Genomic DNA, 16867 nt, shown 5'->3' with positions numbered 1-16867 from the left:
TCATACAAATCGAGTATGGATGAGGCAAATGGATCCATATACTTTTGTTTAACCCAATACGAATATTGCTACATGCAACGATTTATACTGACCGTACTTCTGTTTTCACTACGTCTATCAACGGCTTCGGCACAATCCATTAAAGCAGCTGACGAAAAAGCGCCCGTTGCCATAGAAAAAACGGCGCAGGGTGTTACGCCCGCTACGTATAAAGGACGTGTGCTGACAGTGGCGAGTGGGGGCGGGGTTACCGGCTTTACTACCTACTATTATTTACTGGACGATGGGCAGCTTTTTGGGAAACGAAGCCGCGACAACACGTTTTCGTTTCTGGCTAAACAAACGGCTGCCAACACGAAACGTATTTTCGACGTAGTTGAAGGAAGCTGTAAAATAAAAACGACCAAGTTCGATAAGCCGGGGAATATGTATAAGCTGGTTCAGTGGCGGAAAGGAGGCCAGGCGTATCGGGTGGCCTGGGGCGATCCCGACAAAACGGTGCCCGCTAATTACCCCCGCTTTTATGATTCATTTATGAGTATGATTCCCGCATCCTTGCGATTGAAATGATGGGTTTTTTACCCATCCGACTGTATAACAACAAATCACGCATATCTATGAAATTACCTGTACTGGCGCTGACATTGCTGACTACTACGGGCGTTCTGGCCCAGCAAGCGGACGATGGATTCGGCCGGAAACATAAAACCACACCGGCAAAGTCGGGAATAGCCCAGAAGCTGAATGCGGTGGTCATTCCGGCGCCTAAAAGTCAATCGGGAGCGCAATTACTGGCGTCTTCAAACCGAACCCGGTTAAGCATACAGCCGATGCGTTTGCGGGTCGTTCGTGATTCCTCAACGGGTTTGCCCGTATATATTGAGCAGAAACTGTCAGAGTCAGCGAAGGCAAGTAGGGCTAAAAAGAGCGGAGCCAGATTGTCGGCCACAGCCGCTACGTCTGTAGCTTTTCAGTTTATCGGTCAGGTAAAAGGATTACTAAAACTTGATAATCCTCAGGCAAATTTTCGGGTTGCTAAAACCGAAACGGACGATTTAGGGCAAATACACGTTCGATTGAGCCAAACGCATGATGGTATTCCGGTTCTTGGTGCAGAGCTGGTTGCTCACCTTACCGATGGCGACGTATCGTTGCTAAATGGTCGCTATCAGCCCGTGCCTGCCGATCTGTCCACAAAGCCGAAACTGGCCCTTGCCGACGTATCGGCGCGCGCCCTGAAAGACGTGCGGAAGACATCCGTCGTTCGGACGTTTGGTGATAATATTCTGAATATGAAGCCAACAGAAGGTGATTTGTGCGTTTTTGTGGCTAACGACGTAGCAAAGCTGGCGTATCAGCTTACCGTCCGCCCGAATATTCTGGAGCGCTGGGAGTACGTAATTGACGCGCAAACCGGTGAGATTCTGGATAAATACGATAATACCTGTACGTTCGTTGGCCCTACGAGAGCGTCGGCCAAAGACCTGAATGGCGTCACGCGTACGTTCCAGACGTATCAGGATGCCAATGCATATTACATGATCGATGCGTCGCGTCCGATGTATAAAGCTGCTACGTCTAAAATACCCAATGATCCGGTGGGCGCTTTATGGACAGTAGACGCCAAAAATACCTTTGGCGATAATCAGAAGGTCTATCAGATTACGTCGGGGAACAATTCCGACTGGACTCCCACGGCCGTATCGGCTCATTATAACGCGGGTGTCGCTTATGAGTACTACCGTACTACGTTCAATCGGAATGCGCTGAATGGGAGTGGGGGAACAATGATTTCGCTCGTCAACGTAACGGACGACGATGGGAAAGGACTCGATAATGCCTATTGGAATGGTAAAATCATGGCCTATGGTAATGGTAAATTGTTAAAGCCACTGGCTGGTGGGCTCGACGTAGCGGGGCACGAGATGACGCACGGCGTGATTCAGAATACCGCTAACCTGCAGTATAAGAGCCAGTCCGGCGCTATCAATGAATCGATGGCCGATGTATTTGGCGCCATGATCGACCGTGACGACTGGAAGCTTGGGGAAGATATTGCTACACCGAACGTATTACCTTCCGGCGCTCTCCGGGATTTATCAAATCCGAATCAGGGGGGTAAAGCCAAAGATCCGAATGGCTATCAGCCGGCCACAATGGCGCAGTATGAACAAACGACGGAAGACAACGGTGGTGTGCACATCAACAGTGGTATTCCCAACTTTGCTTATTATAAATTCGCTACATCTATCGGGAAAGATAAAGCCGAGCGCGTGTATTATCGGGCGTTAACGACCTATCTGGTCCGTACGTCGCAATTTCTGGATTTACGACTGGCCGTTATTAAAGCGGCAGGCGATTTATACGGCGCTACCGGGGCCGAAGTGGCTGCGGCTAAAAGTGCGTTCGATGCCGTTGGCATTGTGGAAGGACAAACAGCCCCCGATCCGGGCAAACAACCGGATCTGCCCGTGGCATCAGGACAGGATTTGTTGCTACTGGCCGATGCTGGCGATTCGAAAGTGTACTCGACCAATTTGGCAGTTAAGCCTGCCAAGTTTGATCTGAAAAGTTCGTTAGGGTTAATGCACCGCCCTAGTGTTACCGACGATGGGAAGTTTGCCTACTACGTAACGACGGATAAACGTATCCGTGCGGTAAACCTGACCGGAACACCCAACGAAACAATTATTTCAGACGAAACCATTTGGGATAACGTAGCGATTTCGAAAGACGGAACGAAGCTGGCAGCCCTGACCGCCGATAAAGATGGGTCAATCTACGTGTATAGTTACGATAAGAAAAAATGGGCCGAATTTAAGCTCTACAACCCAACCTATTCGGAAGGCGTAGCAACGGGGGACGTTCAATATGCTGATTCCTTCGAGTGGGATTTCTCGGGAGAAAATATTGTCTATGACGCTTACAATGAACTCAGTAGCCCCACTGGTGGGTCGATTGATTACTGGGATGTAGGATTTATTAACGTGTGGAATAATAAGGCCGGTGATTTTGCAAAAGGAGAGATCGAAAAACTGTTTTCTGATCTGGAAGACGGCGAGAGCGTAGGGAACCCTTCTTTCTCCAAAAATTCGCCCGACGTGATCGCGTTCGACTATATGAATGAGACCGACGATACGTATTACGTATTGGCCGCCGACCTGAGTAAAGGCTCGCTGGAGAGTATTTACGAAAATAATACGCTGGGTTTCCCGAGCTATTCCCGATTAGACGATAAACTGGTGTTTAGTACCGAAACCAATAGTCGGGAAGACGTAGCCAGTATTAATCTGGCCGCCGATAAAGTAAGCCCGTCTGGTTCGGCAACCGTGCTCTATACCGACGCCAAATGGCCGGTGTGGTATACGCAGGCAACGCGGGCATTACCAACTAAAACAGCGCAAACCATTACGTTCGATGCGATTGCCGATCGCTATACCAATCAGGGAGACTTGACGCTCAAAGCTACGTCTACCTCTAATCTGTCAGTGAGTTTTCTGGTACGTAGTGGTCCGGCCTCTATTAACGGGAACGTACTGAAAGTTAGCGGAGTTGGTTCGGTTACGGTGCGGGCGTATCAGGATGGAAACACACAGTTTTATGCCGCAACAGCCGTCGATCGTACGTTTACGGTGCTGGCCGTTACAGCTAACGAACCAACCTGGGCCGATGCGCTGGAAGTATATCCAAATCCGGTCAGTAACGTGTTAAATGTAGAATTGCCTTCGTCTGAGGCCGTTGATAAGGTATCGCTCAAGGCAACCAATGGGGCTACTGTTGCTGAGCCGTCAGTTAAGACGCGCCAAAAAACACTAACGCTCGATGTGAGTCAGTTGCCCAAAGGAATGTATCTGCTTCAGGTACAAACGGCGAATGGAGTGGCTAACCGGAAAATTGTGAAGGAGTAAAATCCGTCGGTTTCCCATAAAAAGATCTCCCAGGGAGGCACCGAGAATGCAGGTTTTAGTTGTGTTCTCGGTGCCTCCCTGGGAGATCTTTTTATATAGAACTATTTTGATTTGGTGGTCACAGAAATCGTTTTGGTATTCTTGTCCACATTCACACTGGCAATGTTATTTGGCGACAATTGCTCTAGGTCGGCTTTGCTAACAACTTTGCCGTCAATAAGGATTTTTTGAACGTCTTTAAACGAATCGTTACTGAAGTTCGATTGATTCTCTTCCAGCTGGAACCGGATAGGCATGGTGTATTTTACATTCACGCTCTGGCCTGCCTGTTTGCCTGGTATCCAGCGTGGCATCATTGAAATCACCCGCACGGCTTCTTCATCGGCACCAAAACCAATTCCTTTGTCAGTTTTTACATCCGTGATTTCGCCTTGAGTGGTGACGATGAAGCTCACGAATACCTTGCCTTCAATTTTCGCTTTCTGGGCCGCAGCAGGGTATTTTAAGTTTTCACCAAGGAACTCGCCGAGTTTTTGCATCCCGCCCGGAAACTGGGGATGTTGCTCAACTTCAGTGAATACCTCACCTTTTACTTTGGCCGATTTCTGCACCGAATTAACCTGGGGTAGATCCTGTTCGGATTGTGTACACATAACCAGCAGGGCAGCAAGCGGAAGCGCAAGGGCGTACCCTAAAAGAGAACGGCGGCTGGATTCTGTTTTCTGTAGCATAATTAGTCGTTGTTTAAGGGTTGATTTAGAGACAAAGGGAGTTATTAATGTCGCGGGCGGAACGTTTAGCGCGTAGGCTACTAGTTGCCGTGGATAATCGGGTTGTGGCGTTTGCAGCACAGAGCGGTCGGCCAGAAACTCATGAATTTCCTGTAGAGATCGCTTATAAAGCCACAATACGGGGTTAAACCAGAAGACAATACGTACTGCTTCCAGAAATAGCACATCCAGCGTATGTCGTTGCCGAATATGGGCTTCTTCATGACGTAGCAATGCTGCTGGCCGATTACTGGCATCGGTATAATTCAGCACCAGAAAGCGGCCGAACGAGAAAGAAGGCGAGGAGTCGTCGGGAAGGTAAACAAGTGTGTATGAGGGTGCTTTTTCGGCTACCCCGCTGCCAATTAGCTGTAGAACCGACCGAAGGTTGAGTCCCAACCGAACAAGCATAACCATAACGCCCAAAGCGTAAGCTAGCCAAAGCCATTGTACTGTTGTGAGCGTATCTGTGTCGGTAGTGTTGCCTACCGTAAAAGCGGGTAACGTAACCGTTTCCAGCGGTAATACGTCTGAGGTTCCAGCTGGTAGCTGGATGAACGGCAATACCAGCGAAAGAGAAATCGATCCCAGCAGATAAGCCCGGTTTAAGCCGAAAAACGTATTTCGACGTAGCACCAACCAATAGCAACTGTAAAACAATGCCATATACAGGCTGGCTGTAAGGAGGTAAGGTAGCGTATTCATTTCTTTTTCGTGGTTATAATAACGACTCCATATTTACCTTTTTCGCCATATCGGTTGGCTGCTCCTTCGCCTGTGAGAACCTCTATCTGCGAAATCTCATTCTGATCAATGGCTTGTATACGAGCAGATGATACGGCTGCGCTATCAACGATGTAAAGAGGCTCGCCACCCAATGGCCCAAGTGGCCCTCGTCCACGAATACGTATCGGTGAATTCAACGTAGGAATGAGACGACCCCGAGGGGTAGTGTCGGTTTTGAAAGCATGATCTGACTGATTGCCAGGCGTAATAACGAAAGCAGAAGGGGATGGGTAGGCAGTAGTTCTGAATGTTTTGGTATCTTCCTCTGAATCAGTGGCTGGCTTTGCCGTTTCTGCTGGAATCGCGCGTTTCTGTTGATTTTCACCTGTTGTGCGCTGAGGATTTGGCGCAGCGTTGGATTGTTGATGCTTAGGAGGCTGAGCTACAGGGATAGTCTGGCTATCAGAAGAGCTCAGTAGGTGGCCAGATATGGTCTTTGGTTCATCCAGAACCTGATTGGCTACAGTGGTGATTTCATTCCGTGCCGTAGTCATTGCCAGCAAGCTGAAAGCTAACGGAAACACCAGCGCGTATTTGCCCAATGCCCAGCGGGTGGTGGCTTTCTGATGTAACATCATAATCCGCTGTTTCAGGAGTGAGGGGGTAAAGAAACTGTTCGTAATCATGTCGGGATTAGTCAGACCCGGTTTTGTGCCGAACGAATAGGCGACTAAGAAACGAGCATACTCGGTTGGTTGGCTGGCGGGTTTATCGGCTAAGAATTCGTGAACCTGACGCAAGAGTTTATCAGTCAGCCATACTACTGGGCAGGCCCAGAAGAGCGCCCGCAGTATGCCCAGTCCGAGCACATCAGCGCTATGGTATTGGCGCACATGAACTAGTTCGTGCTGTAGAATTAATTCATTACGTGTATCGGCCGGATTGAGAATAACGTACTGGAAAAACGAGAATGTAGGAATTTGCGGGTTGTTTGGCTGAACGAGTACATACTCATCCTGTACGTGTCTGGTCGATTGCCGAATTAGTCTCATCAATCGACCAACTTGTAGACCCAGACGAACCAGTAGAAATAGCGCTATTCCTGCATAGCTCCATAAGCCAATTTGCTGCCAGTCGGGGCCCGTTTCGGCAACTGGGGTCGCCATTGTTGAAGCGGGTAGTGTGATAACGCCGATGGGGATTGTGGCTGGAAGCGTTTCAACGGTTTTTGCTGGTAGGATTAGTAATGGCAGAAGGAGCGATAGACCGACCGAAACCAGTAAATAGGCCCGGTTGAGGCTAAAAAACGTATGTTTACGTAGCAGAAACCAGTAACAACTCGTGAACAATAAGCCGTAAAGGTTAGCCTTCAGGAAATAGTCGAGGGCGCTCATTGGTCTTTCTTTTTGTTTAGGAGGTTAATGATTTCGTCGGCTTCTGATAGACTAATGTTCTTATCCTGTACGAAGAACGATACGAGCTTTTTGAGCGAATTGTCGAAATAATTCGCCATCAGCTGGTCGGTCTGGAAGCGACGGTACTCTTCTTCCGTAATGAGCGGATAATACTCATGGGTTTTGCCGTAAGCCGTGTATCCTACCAGTTCCTTCTTTTCTAAAATCCTAATGAACGTAGAAACGGTGTTATAGGCCGGTTTAGGCTCTGGTAATTCGGCCAGGACGTCTTTGACAAAGCCCTTTTTGATCTGCCATAGTACCCGCATGATCTCTTCTTCGGCTTTAGTGAGTTCGCGTAGTTGCATAGGAAGTAGTAGAATCAGTATAATGGCTGAAAGGTATGACTAATGTTTTAGTTTTACAACTAATTTATTAGTTATTATGTTTGGCCGTCTGATTTGGCAGGCATAGGCATCGTTCCGATAGCTGAATTAACAAGCCAGGCAACGTTGTCCAGGATTAAAATTATGGCTGTATAGAGGCAAGTATCACAATTTATTGACACACTAATGGCCTAAAATAGGCCTAACAGTAAGTGTATAATAAGTGACAAGTAGGTATATTAATTCTAAATAGGATTTTTTTCTATCGGTTTAGTAGGATTTTTAACGTAATCCTTATAATTAGCGACTTAAAACGGCGGTCGTTGTGGGCTATACTGAAAATAATTGACTGTTATGGTCAGAAGTCTATTGACTGATTGCTAATAAATAGGTGTTTATTTGTTGTTTGAGCTAATTTTCTTTTGAGGTAACCTATAGTAAATCAAGGTTACTAGTTTATTGGTAAGTAACTTTTGCCAGAAATTTAGCAGTAGCGATTATACACCCACCCTTGGAACCATTCGCCTAAAAGAGATAAAATCATGATTTCTAAAAAAGCAAAATATGCTATAAAAGCACTTAAAGTGCTGACTGAGCAGTTCGGAAACGGGCCAGTTTTAATATCATATATATCGGCCCAGGAAAATATTCCCAAAAAATTTCTGGAAGCGATTCTTCTGGAGTTAAGGAACCATGGTATTCTGCAAAGCCAGAAAGGGAAGGGCGGAGGTTACCTGTTACGTGTTGAACCGGAACGAGTTAATCTGGCTCAGGTGGTTCGGATCATTGATGGGCCAATTGCGCCAACGCCCTGCGTTTCCCTGAACTTCTACGTTCGTTGCGACGATTGTGACGATGAAGAAACGTGTACGATCAGGCCTATTATGGAACGCGTCCGCGATGCTAACTTATCCGTTTATGAGCGCACTACGTTGAGAAATCTGGTAGCCGATCCAGAAAGTCAGCGCCTGGCAGGCTAGTAAACGGCAGGCCAGCCGCTAGTTTATCCAGGACTGTTTTGCTTTTTTTGTTGCTGACTTATCGTTCAACTACACAATTGCTCATGACGCCAACGCAACCGATCAAAGCGCTCTTTCTGGATATAGGTGGAGTATTATTAACGAATGGCTGGGATCGAAACGCCCGAAAACGGGCTGCCGAACTGTTTAATCTGGATTATGAACAGCTCAACGAACGCCATCATTTGACGTTCGATACGTATGAGTCGGGCAAATTGAGCCTGGACGATTACTTAAAACGTATCGTTTTTTACGAAAAACGACCGTATTCTCCGCTGGAGTTTACCCGGTTTATTATGGAGCAGTCCGAGCCTTTTCCGGATATGATTCAGCTCGTAAGCCAGCTAAAACAGGCGCATGGGTTAAAACTCATTGCCGTCAATAATGAAGGCCGTGAAATCAATGCGTACCGAATTCGTCAATTTGGATTAGATACGTTCTTCGATGCGTTCGTCTCATCGTGTTACGTCCACCTACGCAAACCCGACACGGATATTTTTCAGTTAGCGCTCGACGTAGCACAGGTTGAACCCGATCAGGTTATCTATATTGATGACCGGCTCATGTTCGTGCAGGTGGCCCGCACACTGGGTATGAACTGCCTGCAGCACACGAGCTACGACAAAACCCGTCAGGCATTAGCTGGATTTGGCTTAACACTCTAAATGCTATGATGGCTATTGTTAGTGCATGTCGTTGATGTTGAGCCAGTACAAACCGGTAAACAGAAGGCTGAAGAATACACCAAATGACGTATTGAGCGCGCTGAAACCGACGAGCGTGACGGGTAGAACAAAGCCGACAAGCACTCCGGCTACATAAATCCAGAAGCCGATCTTACGTAGCTGGAACATCAGAATGGCTCCGATCAGCGTGATGAGGGAGTAGATAAATTGGGCTATCGATAAACGCTGTATTTCGTCGGGATTGCCAGGTATGGGCTGATCGCCCGTTGGGCCTCTATCCTCAAAATATTGTTTAGACTGTTTGGGGGTTTCCTGAGGGGTAGATTTACGTTTAATGTAAGCTGTTTCGGCTACAGACTGACTTTGCCCGTACGATATAACCGAATCGGCCAGGCCCAGAGCACAGCTCAAAAACGTAAGAACACAGAGTAGAGTTAAAAATTGCGACCGCATTGATGGAGAATAAACATTCTAACGATACTAAAAACCTTATTTTCGCGGCATAGTTTCATAAAAACAAACGAAGCCTTTTAACATGAGCCTACAGGAATTAACCGACCAGATTCGAACCAAAGCCGCTAATGCCGATAGCCTGAATGCGACTGCAAAGCTAGTGACGGATCAGGGAGTTGTCTACATCGATGCTACACAATCGCCAGTTGTTGTATCAAATGATGATAAACCGGCCGATTGCGATCTGCACGTCAGCATCGATAATCTGGTAAAAATGGGCACTGGTGATCTAAACCCAATGATGGCCTTTATGACGGGAAAGCTGAAAGTAAAGGGCGATATGGGCACCGCAATGAAGATGGGCCAGCTGATGGCTTAAAATTTCAGTATTGGATATTAGGTATTGGAAGTTAGATTTTTTTAAGCGTAGATTTACCAGTCAACGTCCAATATCTAGTACCCATGTCGCTTGATCAATCTACATCCCGTCGAAAATTTCTCCACAGCAGTGCAGTAGCGGCTGCCAGTTTCTTTATTGTTCCTCGTCATGTTTTAGGTGGTAAGGGGTTTATCGCTCCTTCCGACAAACTAAACATTGCCGCTGTTGGCTGTGGCGGTAAAGCCGATGTCAATATCCGTCTGGCCCACAATAATGGTTCGGATAATATCGTGGCACTTTGCGATGTCGACGATAGAGAGGCCAAAAAATACCGCGCTCAGTTTTCCAGTGCTCCCTATTTTCAGGATTATCGGGAGATGTTTGATAAAGTGGGCAAAACCTTCGATGCGGTTATTGTTAGTACGCCCGATCATATGCACGCGCCTATTGCTATGGCTGCCATGCAGCTTGGCAAGCATGTGTATGTCGAAAAACCATTAACCCACGATATTTATGAAGCCCGAATGCTGACCGAAGCGGCCCGTAGGTATAAGGTAGTGACCCAAATGGGAAACCAGGGAAGCTCAGGCGATGCGACACGTATCATCGAAACCGCGATTCAGAAAAAAATGATCGGTCACGTCCATACGGTCTATTGCTGGACTAATCGGCCCGTGTGGCCGCAGGGCGTCCGGTCGCCGAAGGATAAAGGCGAGTCGCAGCCCGTACCTGCTGGCGTGAACTGGCCGCTATGGCTGGGAACGGCGCCCAATCGTGATTATCATGAAGCCTATATGCCAACCCGCTGGCGCGGCTACTGGGATTTCGGTACGGGTGCTTTAGGGGATATGGGTTGCCATTTTATGGACGTACCGTTCCGGGCGCTAAAACTCAAGTATCCAACCTCGGTAGAGTGTAGTGTTGGTTCGGTCTATTCTGACTTTTTTCAGGAAGCTTTTTATGATGACGTATGCCCTCCATCGTCAGCTATACACCTGACCTTCCCGTCTGAGGATAAAAAAGTGAAGGAAATAAAATTCTCCTGGTTCGATGGAGGCATACGACCACCGCTTCCCGATGGCGTCGAGTATCACGAAATGTTTCGGGAGATCGATGGCGGGATGTTGTTTATCGGTACAAAAGGCATGCTGGCCGGTGGCTTGTTCGGTAATAATCCGATCCTGTTACCAAGCAGTAAATTTGCCGGTAAAGCCTTGCCAGCGCCAGTAAAGCCACTGGTCGACGGAAAAACAGAAGGCCATCAGCAGCAGTGGGTAAAAGCCTGCAAACAAGGGTATGGTGCCTATACGTCCTCTTCGTTTGATGAAGCAGGGCCATTAACCGAAACCGTGTTGATGGGCAATCTGGCGACTCGTTCCTACCTGGCTCGCGAAGGAGGTAAATTCCCCGGACGTAAAAAACTGCTCTGGGATGGTAAAAGCATGAAAATCACCAACTTCGATTATGCGAATCAATTTGTGAAGCGGCAATACAATGGCGGCTATACGCTATAGGCTGTTAAAACAACAAACGCGTTCCGAAAGCTCAGAACGCGTTTGCAAACTACCAATATGAAATTTTAACGTTCGTGAAGGAATCAGAACGAATATCGTATGCCAAACTGCATCTGCCAGCGTGAAGACAGCTGGTCAATCGAGTAAGGTCTGGCTGGTGCTGACCACGTAAAGGTTGGGTCGCTCCCCTGAACGTTCGCGGCACTATAAGCTGGGTTCGTAGCTCTGGTCAGACCGACAGATGCTGTCGAGTTGAACGTGTTTGGCGAGAAATAGTAGTAGCCAAGCTTATTGTCGATCAGATTCAGGAAGTTGAAAATGTCGTAGCTCACCTGAATCGTGTGGCGGCCCTGTAGTTTGAACTCGTGCAACAGACGCAGATCAATGTTATTGTTCCAGGGTGTACGGCCGGTGTTGCGTTCCGTAAAGTTTCCTTTGTGGCTGCTCAGATAAGAATCACTGTTAACAAAATTCATGAAATCCTGTGCCTGCGTACCCGTAGGCAGAAGCCGCTGGGCTTCGGTCAGGTCGCGGGGAATGTAGGCCAGACCGGCCGCCTGAGCCGAACCGGCAATGTTTGCATTAATATAACCCCAGGTGAACGGACTACCCGACTGGAAGGAGTAGAATAGCGTAAACGTAGTCGTATTCTTCGGGTTCCAGTTAAGCCGGTAATTGACGTTACCCACAATACGGTGGCGGATATCGAAGTTGGAGTAGGCCAGAGCTGGATCGTTCGGATTCAGGGCCTGATTCAACTGCCAGTTCGATTCCATGGAGTTCCGAATACCATTCGAAATATCCAATGCTTTTCCATACGTATAGGCTGCCGAGAAACCGAAGCCTGTTGCGAACTGGCGTTGCACCTGGAACGTCAGGCTATAACGATAGCCTTTGTTGGTGTTCGATAGCATATAGGCATTGGCAAAGGTCGAGTTGATCCGTTGGGCGCCAGCAGAACCATTTTTGGCCAGATAAATAGGCTGTTGGTGATCCGTATCGTAGCTGTAGTAACGTACCGTATCGCGCGTGTTGACCTGCTGGAACTTGATGTCCTGGATAACTTTGGTATACAACCCTTCGACCGTGAACTTATAGCCACCAACCGTATAATCGATGGCGATGTTGTTCCGCCACATTTGCGGCATCTTGAAGTTATTCGCCACTACGTCGACCTGAGTTGTACGGGTCGTCGTGTTGGCTGCGTTGAAACCGGCTGCCCCACCAGTGGTTGGATCGAGCGGGTCGCCTTTAGGACGGCTGGCGGCTGCGGTGGTGGCAATATTGTTGTAATCGTAAGCCCCGAAACCAACACCATCGTTATAGTAGGCATAGCCCAGCCAGGCAAATGGAATCCGACCGGTGAACGTACCAGTTCCACCCCGAATAACCAGACTGCGATCGCCCAGTACGTCGTAGTTGAAACCTAGCCGCAACGATGGCTGCACAATATTCAGGAACTGATTACTGATCTGGTTAATCGGCGTTTGGGTCGTATACGTAGTGCCGTAGTTGGCATCGAGGTTCGTAGCGGGGATCTGCGGATTTAGACCTGGTTTTTTCGGTAAACCCGAGTAATCCAGGCGAATGCCGGGCGACAGTTTCAGTTTGTTCGTTACCTGGAAATCGTCCTGGAAATAAAGGCTAAACAGATTTACGTTGAACGTTGCGTATGGATTGTTAAACTGATAGTTCCGGTTGTTCTGTGCATCATTGAACGCATACGTACCCCGCACCCGGTTCGGTAGTTTCGCCAGAAACTCATCTGGGCTGCGGTAAGAAATGCGGCCATTCAGCGAATTAACGAAGCCATACGTGATGCTATACAATTCGTTGTGCGTACCGAGCGTGAAGGCGTGCTTGCCTTTGAAGAACGACAGGTTATCAGTAATCTCGAACGTATTCTGGCGCATATTGAATACGGTTCCTTCCCGGTCGTTACCCAGCAGAATTGTTCCGCCATTGTAGCCAATTTCGACCTGCGGGAACGATGCATTATTAGAAAGCGGAGTCCGGTAGTCGTGCACGGTCGAATAACCCAGAATCAGGCTGTTCGATACGCTGAGCGTTCCACCAAATCGGCTTTTTAGTTCGGCTACTGTGCTGCTCTGGTTATTGTTCTGGCGGAAGTCGATGCTGCCAAACCGGAAATTAAGCGCATCGCGTTCCAGGTTGGTGGCTTCCGAGAAAACCGTGTTGTTACGTAGCGTGAGCTGATGTTTATCCGAAATAGTCCAGTCGAGCCGGTTGAAGAACTTCGTGCTTTTCGAATAAATGCTGTAGTCGCCCTGGTAGTTACCAGCGTCGAATCCGTATTGCTGCTTCACAAAATCGCTGATGCTCTGCGCCAGCGCTGCGTCTTTGATCAACGATGAGGCCGTGCCCGCCTGAAACAGCACCGGGTCCTGCCGGTTGGTGATTTCCTCGTTGGTGAAGAAAAATAGTTTGTTTTTGATAAGGGGTAAACCAACCCGGAATCCGGTCTGCACATCGTGGTACGAACCGGGGAATTTACTTTTCCCACCATCGGCTCCACTATAAGCCCCCACTAGCGACGCGTTACGTCCGTACGCATAGACGGAACCTGTTACGTCGTTCGAACCGCTACGGGTTACGGCATTGACCGAGCCACCCAGGAAGTTGCCAATTTTTACGTCGAAAGGAGCCAGATAAACCTGCACATCCTGGATGGCATCGAGCGAAACGGGATTGGTTCGGGTGCTCGAACCCGGTTGCCCCGACGTACCGGTTGTGCCACCTAGCGAAGGACTGAAGCCAATGGCGTCGTTGTTGATGGTACCGTCAATCGTTACGTTGTTGTAGCGGAAATTTGTTCCAGCAAAGGAGTTACTGTTGCTAGCCTGTGGAGTCAGGCGCGTTACGTCCTGAAAGCTGCGGGAAAGCGTCGGTAACTGGCGAATTGATTTTTCACTGACGTTAAAGCCTGCGCCTTGTCGATCTCCGCCCCGTTGTGCTTTCACGACTACTTCCGACAGGTTTTTGCTTTCGTCCTGTAGCACAATGTCCGGATTGGTGTTCGAACCCAGATTCAGGGTCAGTCCAGTAAGGGTCTGATTCACAAACCCAACGTAAGTCGCCTGGATTTCGTAGGGGCCGCCGGGGTTCATGTTGAAAATACGGTAACGTCCGTCAATGTCCGTAACGGCACCATATTTAACGCCCGTTGGCTGGTGAATAAACTGTATGGTGGCTCCAATCAGTCCGTCACCTTTCGAGTCGACAATACGTCCATCGACGGAACTGGTTGTTATCTGAGCCCACAAACAGGTTGTCAGTAAAGTAAGTACAAGTGTTGTAACTAGTGCCTTCATAAAAGCGGTGTATGATTCCGCTGCAAAGCTCTGGGCGCTGGATTAAAGCCTGGTTAAAACCAAATTAACTGGGCTAATGGATAGATTGTCATTGCGTTATCTTATGTTTAGATAACTTCGCAATAAGATAATATACGGACGAGTTTGGAGCCGAACCTTTTTGTTATAGTGTGCCTGGTCGGCAAGGCAGTTGTTGACTAGTGGTTGTTGGAGCCACTCTTTTCTTTATGTGGTATTGAGGGGTAGTTGTAGAGCTAGGAGTACATTTACTTTCGGCATTAGTACTGGTATTTGCGTTGGTGATAGACTAAACCTCTGATGGCTTATTTGATTCGACTTCTACTCGTACTCTGTTTCGGTTGGTTGCTGCCGTTACACCTGTCTGGTCAGCCGCTGAAGAAGCAATCGGTTGTGCTATTGCCAGAACGAGGTGATTATATGTCGCTGCGAGGCAAACTTGCCTATTTTCGGGATTCGCTGGCCAGTAGTACCATTGGTGAGCTCATTCAATTGCCTGAAAGTGCATTTCAACCCGTATCCACCATTGTTCCTAACTTCGGCTACATTACTGGTGTCAAAGCGGCTAAGCCTGTCTGGCTTCGGTTTCAGCTGAAAAATTCATCCGCCCGGCCGCAAACCTGGCTGGCCGAAATTGACTTCTGGTGTTTCGATGAACTTCAGTTTTTTGCCGTAGACCGGCAGAACCATATTCTGTCGGCATCGCCTGTAATCGGCTGGAAAACGCCCGTTGCCGAACGTATTCGGAATCACCGTCATTACTGGTTTCCGTTTACGGTGTCTGGAGGGCAGGAGGTTACGGCCTATCTGCGAATACTCAAGCAGCGGGGAACCCAGATTGTACCCATCGAACTGGTACGTGAGTCCGCCTATGAAACGCTTCAGCAAAAAGGCTATTTGTTCTGGGGCGGGGTGCTGTTTACGCTCGTGTTTGTGTCGGTGATGAGCCTGATCTTTTTTCTGATAACGCTCAACCGCATTTATATAAAATACATCTTCTGTTTGCTGGGATTAGCAGGCTTCTTCGTCATCAATGACGGCTTCATGAACCAGTTTGCGTTTAACGCCCAATTCTGGCTGCCCCGCCAAAACGTCTACTTTTTATTCCCGCTTATTTTATTCTACTCTCAGCTTACGTTTGTGCGGTCGTTTCTGCCGCTACGTGATACGCCTTCCCGTCGATGGCATACAATCGGCACCGTCATATTGTGGACGGGGTTTGCCTTTCTGCTCCCATTGACCGCCGAACGATTTATGGCACTATCACCCACCATTGAGCTACTAATTGTCCGTATGTTTTCGGTGATTTACTGGTTGCCCATGCCTGTCATCGGCGCCTATATTGCGATCGGAATCATTCGGGATTATCATCGGAAAGAAGCCTGGCTATACCTCATTGCCGTTCTGCCCTTTTATACGCTGAATCTGGGGCAGGTTTTTGCCAATTTTGGGATGATACCGACGTTTGAGCCAGTGGCTAATTTTGTTTATTATGCGCTGGCTGCGCTGTTTGAAGTATTGGTGCTGACGTTTGGTTTGGCGTATCGGTATAAGATTGATCGCGATGAAACGGAACAACTGATCCGGGAACGTAACAGTCAGCAAAAGCGGATGTTCGAAGCCGAAGTTCAGACGCTGGCTGTCAAAAACAGCCTGTTGGTCGAAAAAGAACGTATTGCCCGCGACTTGCATGACAATGTTGGCGCCCATCTTGCTTTTGTTGTTACCAACCTGACGCATATTAGCGATCAGGCCGAAAAACAGCCACAGCTGAACGGTCGGCAATGGTCCGATCAGTTAAGAACCATCGTTATTCATACGCGCGAAGCGGTGAAACTACTGCGGGAAACCATCTGGGCCATTCATCAGGAAAGCTTTACGGTCGAAGAATTTTCGGAGCGACTGAATCAGTACATCAACCGCTACGTCCATGAAACGGATGGCCTGCACGTCGATGTACTGGTGACAGGAGCGCCCGGTCAGCGACTTTCATCGACCCAGGTGCTGAATCTGTTTCGGATCGTGCAGGAAGCACTGAATAACGTCATCAAACACGCCGGTGCTACGCAGGCGATTGTGGGCTTGCAAGTGAGTGCGGGCGGCCGTATCAATCTACGTATTCATGATAATGGGCAAGGATTTACCTGGGCTAATGGTACCGCTTCCGAACAACATTATGGTTTGCAGAACATGAAGACGAGAGCCGAAGAGCTGGGTGGTACGTTCCGGGTATTTGCCGATGAAGGAACCACCGTTGAGGTAGACGTTACCTAAACAGGCGA

General features: G+C 48.4%; 12 protein-coding genes. 7 read left to right on the top strand and 5 right to left on the bottom strand.

Going from position 1 to position 16867, the window contains the following annotated elements; translation table 11 throughout:
• Positions 1-72 precede the first annotated feature (72 nt).
• The gene (locus GK108_RS28125) at positions 73-570 is read left to right on the top strand and encodes an FAD-binding oxidoreductase (protein ID WP_163954923.1); all 498 of its coding nucleotides are present in this window, start codon (positions 73-75) and stop codon (positions 568-570) included.
• Between the two features lie 47 nt (positions 571-617).
• Entirely contained in the window at positions 618-3908 is a 3291-nt protein-coding gene (locus GK108_RS28120) for a M4 family metallopeptidase (RefSeq protein ID WP_163954922.1), read from the top strand.
• A 101-nt stretch (positions 3909-4009) separates the two neighbouring features.
• Here the strand turns inward: GK108_RS28120 and GK108_RS28115 are convergent, their stop codons facing one another.
• From GK108_RS28115 to GK108_RS28105, 3 genes are read right to left on the bottom strand one after another with little or no spacing between them, the layout of a single operon-like run.
• Positions 4010-5383, bottom strand: coding sequence for a M56 family metallopeptidase (locus GK108_RS28115; protein ID WP_163954921.1), 1374 nt, complete (start codon positions 5381-5383; stop codon positions 4010-4012).
• Positions 5380-6798, bottom strand: a complete 1419-nt coding sequence (locus GK108_RS28110; protein ID WP_163954920.1) for a M56 family metallopeptidase — start codon at positions 6796-6798, stop codon at positions 5380-5382. The genes GK108_RS28115 and GK108_RS28110 overlap by 4 nt, the downstream gene beginning before the upstream one ends.
• Positions 6795-7166 carry a BlaI/MecI/CopY family transcriptional regulator gene (locus GK108_RS28105; protein ID WP_163954919.1) on the bottom strand — a complete coding sequence of 124 codons (372 nt, stop codon included), beginning with the start codon at positions 7164-7166 and terminating at the stop codon, positions 6795-6797. The genes GK108_RS28110 and GK108_RS28105 overlap by 4 nt, the downstream gene beginning before the upstream one ends.
• Before the next feature lie 560 nt (positions 7167-7726).
• On the opposite strand from GK108_RS28105, the gene GK108_RS28100 reads away from it, so the two are divergent.
• A complete protein-coding gene (locus GK108_RS28100; RefSeq protein ID WP_163954918.1) occupies positions 7727-8164 on the top strand; it encodes an RrF2 family transcriptional regulator in 438 nt (145 codons plus the stop codon).
• Positions 8165-8247: 83 nt separating this feature from the next.
• The gene (locus GK108_RS28095) at positions 8248-8868 is read left to right on the top strand and encodes an HAD family hydrolase (protein WP_163954917.1); all 621 of its coding nucleotides are present in this window, start codon (positions 8248-8250) and stop codon (positions 8866-8868) included.
• 18 nt (positions 8869-8886) lie between these two features.
• Here GK108_RS28095 and GK108_RS28090 read toward each other — a convergent pair whose 3' ends face one another.
• On the bottom strand, positions 8887-9300 hold the full coding sequence (locus GK108_RS28090; protein WP_317166589.1) for a hypothetical protein: 414 nt from the start codon (positions 9298-9300) through the stop codon (positions 8887-8889).
• A gap of 124 nt (positions 9301-9424) precedes the next feature.
• Here GK108_RS28090 and GK108_RS28085 point away from each other — a divergent pair, with 124 nt between their 5' ends.
• On the top strand, positions 9425-9721 hold the full coding sequence (locus GK108_RS28085; RefSeq protein WP_163954915.1) for an SCP2 sterol-binding domain-containing protein: 297 nt from the start codon (positions 9425-9427) through the stop codon (positions 9719-9721).
• Between the two features lie 83 nt (positions 9722-9804).
• Positions 9805-11235: a Gfo/Idh/MocA family protein gene (locus tag GK108_RS28080; RefSeq protein ID WP_163954914.1), complete on the top strand. Its 1431-nt coding sequence runs from the start codon at positions 9805-9807 to the stop codon at positions 11233-11235.
• Between the two features lie 83 nt (positions 11236-11318).
• On the opposite strand, the gene GK108_RS28075 is transcribed toward GK108_RS28080, so the two are convergent.
• Entirely contained in the window at positions 11319-14567 is a 3249-nt protein-coding gene (locus GK108_RS28075; protein ID WP_163954913.1) for a TonB-dependent receptor, read from the bottom strand.
• Between the two features lie 327 nt (positions 14568-14894).
• On the opposite strand from GK108_RS28075, the gene GK108_RS28070 reads away from it, so the two are divergent.
• Positions 14895-16859: a sensor histidine kinase gene (locus GK108_RS28070; RefSeq protein ID WP_246225232.1), complete on the top strand. Its 1965-nt coding sequence runs from the start codon at positions 14895-14897 to the stop codon at positions 16857-16859.
• Positions 16860-16867 lie beyond the last annotated feature (8 nt).

Origin of the sequence: Spirosoma terrae, from assembly GCF_010435915.1 — a bacterium.
Classification (GTDB): domain Bacteria; phylum Bacteroidota; class Bacteroidia; order Cytophagales; family Spirosomataceae; genus Spirosoma; species Spirosoma terrae.
Note: the sequence above shows the minus strand (reverse complement) of the source record. Positions and strands in the feature narration are given on the sequence as shown.

Coding starts and splice junctions, on each gene's coding strand:
- GK108_RS28125 (WP_163954923.1), top strand. CDS start 73: ATGCAACGATTTATACTGACCGTACTTCTGTTTTCACTACGTCTATCA.
- GK108_RS28120 (WP_163954922.1), top strand. CDS start 618: ATGAAATTACCTGTACTGGCGCTGACATTGCTGACTACTACGGGCGTT.
- GK108_RS28115 (WP_163954921.1), bottom strand. CDS start 5,383: ATGAATACGCTACCTTACCTCCTTACAGCCAGCCTGTATATGGCATTG.
- GK108_RS28110 (WP_163954920.1), bottom strand. CDS start 6,798: ATGAGCGCCCTCGACTATTTCCTGAAGGCTAACCTTTACGGCTTATTG.
- GK108_RS28105 (WP_163954919.1), bottom strand. CDS start 7,166: ATGCAACTACGCGAACTCACTAAAGCCGAAGAAGAGATCATGCGGGTA.
- GK108_RS28100 (WP_163954918.1), top strand. CDS start 7,727: ATGATTTCTAAAAAAGCAAAATATGCTATAAAAGCACTTAAAGTGCTG.
- GK108_RS28095 (WP_163954917.1), top strand. CDS start 8,248: ATGACGCCAACGCAACCGATCAAAGCGCTCTTTCTGGATATAGGTGGA.
- GK108_RS28085 (WP_163954915.1), top strand. CDS start 9,425: ATGAGCCTACAGGAATTAACCGACCAGATTCGAACCAAAGCCGCTAAT.
- GK108_RS28080 (WP_163954914.1), top strand. CDS start 9,805: ATGTCGCTTGATCAATCTACATCCCGTCGAAAATTTCTCCACAGCAGT.
- GK108_RS28075 (WP_163954913.1), bottom strand. CDS start 14,567: ATGAAGGCACTAGTTACAACACTTGTACTTACTTTACTGACAACCTGT.